Annotated in this window: 7 protein-coding genes; 5 read left to right on the forward strand and 2 right to left on the reverse strand. The window is 66.9% G+C overall.

The window, feature by feature from the left end; genetic code table 11:
* On the forward strand, positions 1–2,526 hold a 2,526-nt coding region (gene plsB, locus EGJ34_RS19625), incomplete at its 5' end, for a glycerol-3-phosphate 1-O-acyltransferase PlsB (protein ID WP_125362129.1).
* Between the two features lie 44 nt (positions 2,527–2,570).
* On the opposite strand, the gene EGJ34_RS19630 is transcribed toward plsB, so the two are convergent.
* A complete protein-coding gene (locus EGJ34_RS19630) occupies positions 2,571–2,774 on the reverse strand; it encodes a YdcH family protein (protein ID WP_125362130.1) in 204 nt (67 codons plus the stop codon).
* A gap of 137 nt (positions 2,775–2,911) precedes the next feature.
* On the opposite strand from EGJ34_RS19630, the gene ttcA reads away from it, so the two are divergent.
* The 3 genes from ttcA to EGJ34_RS19645 all read left to right on the forward strand — a co-directional run bounded on the left by ttcA (position 2,912) and on the right by EGJ34_RS19645 (position 5,541).
* Positions 2,912–3,778, forward strand: a complete 867-nt coding sequence (gene ttcA, locus EGJ34_RS19635; protein WP_125362131.1) for a tRNA 2-thiocytidine(32) synthetase TtcA — start codon at positions 2,912–2,914, stop codon at positions 3,776–3,778.
* Between the two features lie 13 nt (positions 3,779–3,791).
* Positions 3,792–4,697, forward strand: a complete 906-nt coding sequence (locus tag EGJ34_RS19640; protein WP_125362132.1) for a recombination-associated protein RdgC — start codon at positions 3,792–3,794, stop codon at positions 4,695–4,697.
* Positions 4,698–4,764: 67 nt separating this feature from the next.
* A complete protein-coding gene (locus EGJ34_RS19645) occupies positions 4,765–5,541 on the forward strand; it encodes a SprT family zinc-dependent metalloprotease (protein WP_125362133.1) in 777 nt (258 codons plus the stop codon).
* A gap of 104 nt (positions 5,542–5,645) precedes the next feature.
* On the opposite strand, the gene EGJ34_RS19650 is transcribed toward EGJ34_RS19645, so the two are convergent.
* Positions 5,646–6,524: a methylglyoxal synthase gene (locus EGJ34_RS19650; protein WP_125362134.1), complete on the reverse strand. Its 879-nt coding sequence runs from the start codon at positions 6,522–6,524 to the stop codon at positions 5,646–5,648.
* A gap of 220 nt (positions 6,525–6,744) precedes the next feature.
* Between EGJ34_RS19650 and EGJ34_RS19655 the strand changes: the two genes are divergently transcribed.
* The gene (locus tag EGJ34_RS19655) at positions 6,745–7,035 is read left to right on the forward strand and encodes a hypothetical protein (protein WP_125362135.1); all 291 of its coding nucleotides are present in this window, start codon (positions 6,745–6,747) and stop codon (positions 7,033–7,035) included.
* Positions 7,036–7,082: the final 47 nt, after the last annotated feature.

Genomic DNA, 7,082 nt, shown 5'->3' on the forward strand with positions numbered 1-7,082 from the left:
GCGATCGTGCCCGGTGCCCGCGCCCCGCAGGGCCGCCGCCCATGGTGGGCCCGCCTGCTCGGCCGCCTGGTCGAGCCGTGGCTGTCGCTGAAGATCGAACCCGAGCACCCCGGCCAGTACAACGATGGTCGTCCGGTCATCTACGTGCTGGAGGATTATGGTCTGTCCAACGCGCTGATCCTGGACAAGGCCTGCCGGGATGCTGGCCTGCCCTCGCCGCTGGTGCCCATTGCGGGTGATCCCACCGGGCGCAAGCGCGCCTACGTGGCGCTGTCCAGGCGCAGCAGCAGCAATTCGCTGATCCCCGAACAGCGCGGGGCCAAGACCCATTCCGATTCGCTGGCCAAGGTACTGCAGGCACATCGCACCCGTGATGAGCTGGACGTGCACCTGGTGCCGGTGTCGATCTTCGTCGGTCGCGCGCCGGACAAGACCAGCGGCTGGTTCGCGGTGCTGTTCTCGGAAAACTGGGCGCTGGTCGGCCGCTTCCGCCGCCTGCTGGCGGTGCTGCTCAATGGCCGCAGCACCATTGTCCGTTTCGCTCCGCCGATCTCGCTGCGCTCCACCGTGAACGAGGGGCTGGACCCCGAGCGCACCGTGCGCAAGCTGCAGCGCGTGCTGCGCACCCACTTCCGCCGCATCCGCGAATCGGTGATCGGGCCTGATCTGTCCACCCGCCGCCTGCTGGTGGACAAGGTGCTGGACGCGGACACCGTGCGCGAGGCCATCGCCTCGCAGGCCAAGCGGGACAACTCCAAGCCGGCCGACGCCTGGAAGAAGGCGCATGCCTATGCCTGGGAAATCGCCGCCGACTACTCCAGCCCGGTGGTGCGTTCGGCCAGCTTCATGCTCAGCCACGTCTGGAACCGCATCTACGCCGGCGTGCTGGTGCACCACCTGGACAAGTTCAAGGCCGCCGCGCCGGGCCACGAAGTGGTCTACGTGCCCAGCCACCGCAGCCACATGGACTACCTGCTGCTGAGCTACCTGCTGTACGACCGCGGCATCGTGCCGCCGCACATCGTGGCCGGCATCAATCTGAACCTGCCGGTGGTCGGCACCCTGCTGCGCAAGGGCGGTGCGTTCTTCATCCGTCGCTCCATCCGTGGCAACGCGCTGTATTCGGCAGTGCTCAGCGAATACGTCGCCCAGCTGGTGGCCGGTGGCTATTCCCTCGAGTACTTCGTCGAAGGCGGGCGCTCGCGGACCGGCCGTCTGCTGCAGCCCAAGGGCGGCATGATCTCGATGACGCTGCGTGCCTTCCTGCGCCAGCCGCGCAAGCCAGTGCTGTTCCAGCCGGTCTACATCGGCTATGAAAAGCTGATGGAAGGCGGCAGCTACCTGGACGAACTGTCCGGCCGGCCGAAGGAAAAGGAATCGATCTGGTCGCTGCTGTGGGGCATTCCCAAGGTGCTCAAGCAGAACTTCGGCCAGGTGGTGGTCAACTTCGGCGAACCGATCGAACTGAACCGCGTGCTGGCCGAGCAGGCCCCGGAATGGGCCGGCCAGCCGGTGGGCGAGGACGAGAAGCCCAGCTGGCTGTCGGGCACGGTGGACCACCTGGCCGAGCGCATCCAGGTGCACATCAACGCCGCCGCCGACGTCAATCCGATCAACCTGCTGGCGCTGGCGTTGCTGTCCACGCCCAAGCACGCGATGGGCGAGGCCGACCTGATCGCGCAGATCCAGCTGTGCAAGACCCTGCTGGAGGAGATGCCGTATTCGGACCGGGTTACCGTCACTCCGCATTCGCCCGAGCGCATCATTGCCCACGCCGAGGAAATCAACGTCCTCACCCGCATCAAACACCCGCTGGGCGACGTGCTCAGTGTGAGTGGCGACACCGCGGTGCTGCTGAGCTACTTCCGCAACAACGTCATCCACCTGTTCACCGCCTCGTCGTGGGTGGCCTGCTGCTTCCAGAACAACCGGCGCATGAGCCGCACCGGCCTGGTCCAGCTGGGCCGCACGGTGTACCCGTTCCTGCAGGCCGAGCTGTTCCTGCCGTGGACCGAAGACCAGTTCGCCCAGCGCATCGAGCAGACCATCAACGTGTTCGTGCGCGAGGGCCTGCTGCAGAACGTGAACGACGACGACGGCGGCATCCTCGCGCGCAACACCGGGCAGACCGATGAGGTGTTCCGCCTGCGTGCCATCGGCCATTCGCTGCAGCAGGCGTTCGAGCGTTACTACATCGCCATCTCGGTGCTGGTGAAGAACGGCCCCGGCACGCTCGGCGCGGCTGAACTGGAAAGCCTGTGCCAGCAGGCGGCGCAGCGCCTGAGCCTGTTGTACGCGCCGGCGGCACCGGAGTTCTTCGACAAGACCCTGTTCCGTGGCTTCATCCAGAAGCTGCGCGAGCTGCGCCTGGTATGGCCCGACGAGAACAGCAAGCTGCTGTTCGACCAGCGTCTGGATGCCTGGGCCAAGGATGCCAAGTTCATCCTGGGCCGCGAACTGCGCCACACCATTGAACGTGTGAGCCCGGAAGCGGCGAAACCCGAGGAACCGGTGGCGCAGGATTGATGCCGGCGTGACGACCAACGGTCGTCACCCACCGGTTACGGAACCTACGCCGGTTCGTCCGGAATCAGCATGTCTTCCAGCTTGGCGATGCAGTCCTTCAGGCGCAGTTTGTCGCGCTTGAGCCGCTTGGCTTCCAGTTCGTCTTCGCCGTTGGCCGCCATGCGCTCGATCCGCTGGTCGAGCTCACGGTGCTCCTGCCGTAATTCGGCAAGACGGGCACTGATCTGATCGGGCGTGTAGGTTTCCATCCGCTGTCGAGCATACACACCCGGCATGAACCGCGGGGGTGAACGTGGTCATCGGACCGGTCGCATGCCACACCCGTAAAGCCGGGCTTGCCCGGCTTCGTCGCATGCGGTGCGATGCGAGCCGGTAGAATGACCGGATGTCCGTCGTCCTGCCCCTGCCCGACCCTGCTCCCCGTGCCGTGCGCACGGACGCGGCCATGCAGGACAAGCTGGGACGGCAGCTGCGCCGCCAGGTCGGCCAGGCGATTGCCGATTTCGGCATGATCGAAGACGGCGACCGGGTCATGGTCTGCCTGTCCGGCGGCAAGGACAGCTACACCCTGCTGGATGTGCTGCTGCAGCTGCAGAAGAAGGCACCGGTCCGCTTCGAACTGGTGGCGGTGAACCTGGACCAGAAGCAGCCCGACTTCCCCCCGCACGTGCTGCCGGACTACCTGCGCGGCATCGGCGTGCCGTACCAGATCATCGAACAGGACACCTACTCGGTGGTCAGCCGGGTGATCCCGGAGGGCCGCACGATGTGTTCGCTGTGCTCGCGGCTGCGCCGTGGCGCGCTGTACCGGCATGCCGCCGAACACGGTTTCAGCAAGATCGCGCTGGGCCACCACCGCGATGACAGCGTGGCCACGTTTTTCCTCAACCTGTTCCACCACGCCAAGCTGTCGGCCATGCCGCCCAAGCTGCGCAGCGACGACGGCCAGCACGTGGTGATCCGCCCGCTGGCGTACGTGGCCGAAGCTGATATCGCAGCATACGCACAGGCGCGCGCCTTCCCGATCATCCCGTGCAACCTGTGCGGAAGCCAGGACAACCTGCAGCGCCGCCAGGTCCAGCAGATGCTGCAGCAGTGGGAACAGCAGCATCCCGGCCGCATCGACCAGATCGCCCGCGCGCTGGGCAACATCCATCCTTCGCAGCTGGCTGACCCGGCGCTGTTCGACTTCCTGGCGCTGGGCCGCAAGCCTGCGCGCGGCGACGACACCTCATCCTCATTCACGACCTGAGTTCCGGAATTTCATGTTCTTTCGCAACCTGACGCTGTTCCGCTTCCCCACCGCCACCGATTTTTCCGAAGTCGACACCCTGCTGCCGCAGGTACTGCTCAAGCCGGTCGGCCCACTCGAGATGACCTCACGCGGTTTCATCTCGCCGTTCGGCCGCGAAGAAAAGGACGTGTTCTCGCACCGCATTGGCGAGGCCCTGTGGCTGGCCGTGGGCGGCGAGGACAAGATCCTGCCCGGTGCGGTGGTCAACGACCTGCTGGCACGCAAGCTGGAAGAGATTGAAGAGAAGGAAGGGCGCAAGCCGGGCGGCCGCGAACGCAAACGCCTCAAGGACGACCTGCTGCACGAACTGATGCCGCGCGCCTTCGTGAAGAACTGGCGCACCGACGCGCTGATCGACCTCACCCACGGTTACGTGGCGGTCGACTGTTCCAGCAGCAAGAAGGGCGAAAACGTGATGTCCGACATCCGTAGCCTGCTGGGCAGTTTCCCGGCCATGCCGCTGAACGCCGAGGTGGCCCCGCGCTCGATCCTGACCGGCTGGATCGCGGGCGAGCCGCTGCCGACCGGGCTGAGCCTGGGCGAGGAATGCGAGATGAAGGACCCGGTCGAGGGCGGCGCGGTGGTCAAGTGCCAGCATCAGGAGCTGCGCTGCGACGAGATCGACAAGCACCTGGACGCCGGCAAACAGGTCACCAAGCTGGCCCTGGTGTTCGAGGACAACCTGTCGTTCGTGCTGGGTGACGACCTGATCGTGCGCAAGCTGAAGTTCCTGGACGGCGCGCTGGATCAGCTGGAGCATGCCGACGACGACGGCCGCCGCGCCGAGCTGGACGCCCGCTTTGCGCTGCAGAGCGGTGAGATCCGCCGCCTGTTCCTGCTGCTGGAAGAAGCCTTCAAGCTCAGCAAGGCCGATTGAGCGGGCCGGTGCCCGTGGCCGCACCGCGCAGTCATGTGCGGGCCGCTGCGGGCGCTATGCTGTACCCATGTCCGGACCCCTCCGCCGCCTGATCTCACCGGCCCCGCCCACCCTGCAGCGCGACACCGTGCGTCTGCGTCTGGAAGATGCTGAGATCGATGTGCTGCGCGTGCGCGATCCGCGTGCGCGCCGGATCAAGCTCAGCGTCGACGAACGTGGTGTGCGGCTGACCTTGCCGCCACGCGCCAGTCTGGTGATGGGCGAGCGCTTTCTGCAGGAGCATCGAGGCTGGTTGTCCGAACAGCTGCGCAATTACCAGTCGCACAATCTGCCGCCGCCGTTGCAGATAGGCGAGCCGGGGCTGTTGCCGCTGCGCGGCAAACTGCTGCCGCTGCGCTGGGAGACCGGCCGCTATGCGCATTTCGAACTGGGCGTGGACGAAGCCTGCCTGCACTGGCCGGCGCGCGGTACCGAGGCCATGCTGAAGCGGACGCTGCGCGAGTTTTACGAGGCGCAGACCCGCGCCGATGTCGGCCAGTGGCTGCCGCGCTACCTGCCGGGGCTGCCTCGTGCGCCCTCGCGCATGCGCCTGAAGGTGATGTCCTCGCAGTGGGGCTCTCTGGCTCCGGACGGCAGCATGGCGCTGGACCTGGCACTGGTACTGGGGCGGCCGTCGGCGTTCGAATACGTGGTGGTGCACGAGCTGTGCCACCTGATCCAGGCCAATCATTCGCCCGCGTTCTGGAATGAAGTGGAGCAGCGCTTCCCCGCGTGGCGGGAGGAGCGGGATTATTTCCAGCGCGAGGGGCGCAGGCTCAAGGCGATGCTTCGGCAACTGTTGTAACCCGGCGGGCCCTTGGACACGCATGGCGTGTCCCTACACCGTAGAGCCACGCCCTGCGTGGCTTCGACCAACCCGGACACGTTCCAGCCACGCAGGGCGTGGCTCTACGGGTTCCCCTGTCCCCGCTTTGCGGCCGCCTGGGCCCAGCGTGCGGCCACGCGCGGGGCGGTGATGCACACCGCCTGGTCGGTCACCGTGGTCACCGCACGCTCCAGCAGCTGGATGTCCGCTTCGTGCTGGCGGGCCACATGCGGGTCTTCAAAGAAGATCGCGCGCTGGCAGCGTCCTTCCAGCACCCGGTCGGCAATCTGCGCGTCGCCGCCCATCGGGCCGCTCTGGTAGCGGGTCACCCATTCCTGGCCCTGCGGCCAGCCGCGGCTCCAGGCCAGTTCGTTCAGGCGCTGACCGGTGGTGCCGGTACCGACCCGGTGCTGGAAACGCGCCAGCACGTCGAAGTGTTCGTCGGCGAAGGCCAGCATCGCCGGCTTCATCGCATCGTGGGCGATCAGGGCCAGGGTCTGCTGCTCGAACGCGTGCAGGTCGTCCGCGCGCGGGTCGGCGGTCAGCCCGGCGTGCACGCGCTCGACCTCGATCCAGTCGCGGGCGGTAGCCACCGTGGAAATGAACGGCTTGCCGTGGATCACGCACTGGCGCTTGAGCGCGGTCGCCTCGGGGAAGACCGAGGAGGGATCGACCGGGTCCATCAGGTAGATCGCCCCGTCCAGGGTGCGTTCGGGTGTGCCCATGCCCACCACCTCGGCCACCAGCTTCATCAGGCCGCCCTGGCGGCCGTTGGGGTAGCGGTGCAGGGCAGGGAGGTCCTTGGGGAAGCCCAGGCGCTGGATGGCGTCGTAGGTACGTCCCACCGCGTGCAGCTGTACCCCCAGTTCGCGCAGGCCGGCCTCGCACGGGCCCAGCCAGCGGAACAGCGCGGCGTGCTTGTCGTGGTGGTGCAGGCGATTGGCAGCCAGGCCGATGCGCATGGAGCGTCCTTGGGAATGTGATGCCCGACAGTTTAGGGCGGATCGGGTGCATCGCAGCCACGCGGGGCGTGGCTCTACGGGTGTTTCCGAACCCGACGTAGAGCCACGCCCTGCGTGGCTGCCAGCGGTCTTCACACCTTTTCGTAAAAGTTGCATAGCCCAAAAACAGGCCACAACCGACATTGACGCCCTCCCAACCGTCAATCAGGAAATCCCTGCCATGACCGTCGCGCATTCCCCCATCGACCCGTCCGTACAGGCCTTGGCCGCCGACCGCAGCGCTCGCATCCGTGCCCTTGGCCGCCTGCTGCGCCACGCCGCCGCCGGCGACGCAGACGTGCTGCTGGCCGGGCTGGCGCGCATGCTGGACGCGCACATCGGCCACGATCATGGCGATGACGCCAGCAACGGCCGCATCCGTGATCAGCTGGATGAGATTGAGCTGCTGCTGGCGTTGGAGATCGAGCGCGCCGGGGTGCGGGTGGGGCCGCTGTTGTCCAGCGCGGCTTGATCGCACGCACCGCCTGGGCCGGCCAACGGCCGGCGCTACCGGTGTAC

The sequence above is a fragment of the Stenotrophomonas sp. 278 genome (assembly GCF_003935715.1).
GTDB classification, from domain to species: domain Bacteria; phylum Pseudomonadota; class Gammaproteobacteria; order Xanthomonadales; family Xanthomonadaceae; genus Stenotrophomonas; species Stenotrophomonas maltophilia_AH.

Coding starts and splice junctions, on each gene's coding strand:
- EGJ34_RS19630 (WP_125362130.1), bottom strand. CDS start 2,774: ATGGAAACCTACACGCCCGATCAGATCAGTGCCCGTCTTGCCGAATTA.
- ttcA (WP_125362131.1), top strand. CDS start 2,912: ATGTCCGTCGTCCTGCCCCTGCCCGACCCTGCTCCCCGTGCCGTGCGC.
- EGJ34_RS19640 (WP_125362132.1), top strand. CDS start 3,792: ATGTTCTTTCGCAACCTGACGCTGTTCCGCTTCCCCACCGCCACCGAT.
- EGJ34_RS19645 (WP_125362133.1), top strand. CDS start 4,765: ATGTCCGGACCCCTCCGCCGCCTGATCTCACCGGCCCCGCCCACCCTG.
- EGJ34_RS19650 (WP_125362134.1), bottom strand. CDS start 6,524: ATGCGCATCGGCCTGGCTGCCAATCGCCTGCACCACCACGACAAGCAC.
- EGJ34_RS19655 (WP_125362135.1), top strand. CDS start 6,745: ATGACCGTCGCGCATTCCCCCATCGACCCGTCCGTACAGGCCTTGGCC.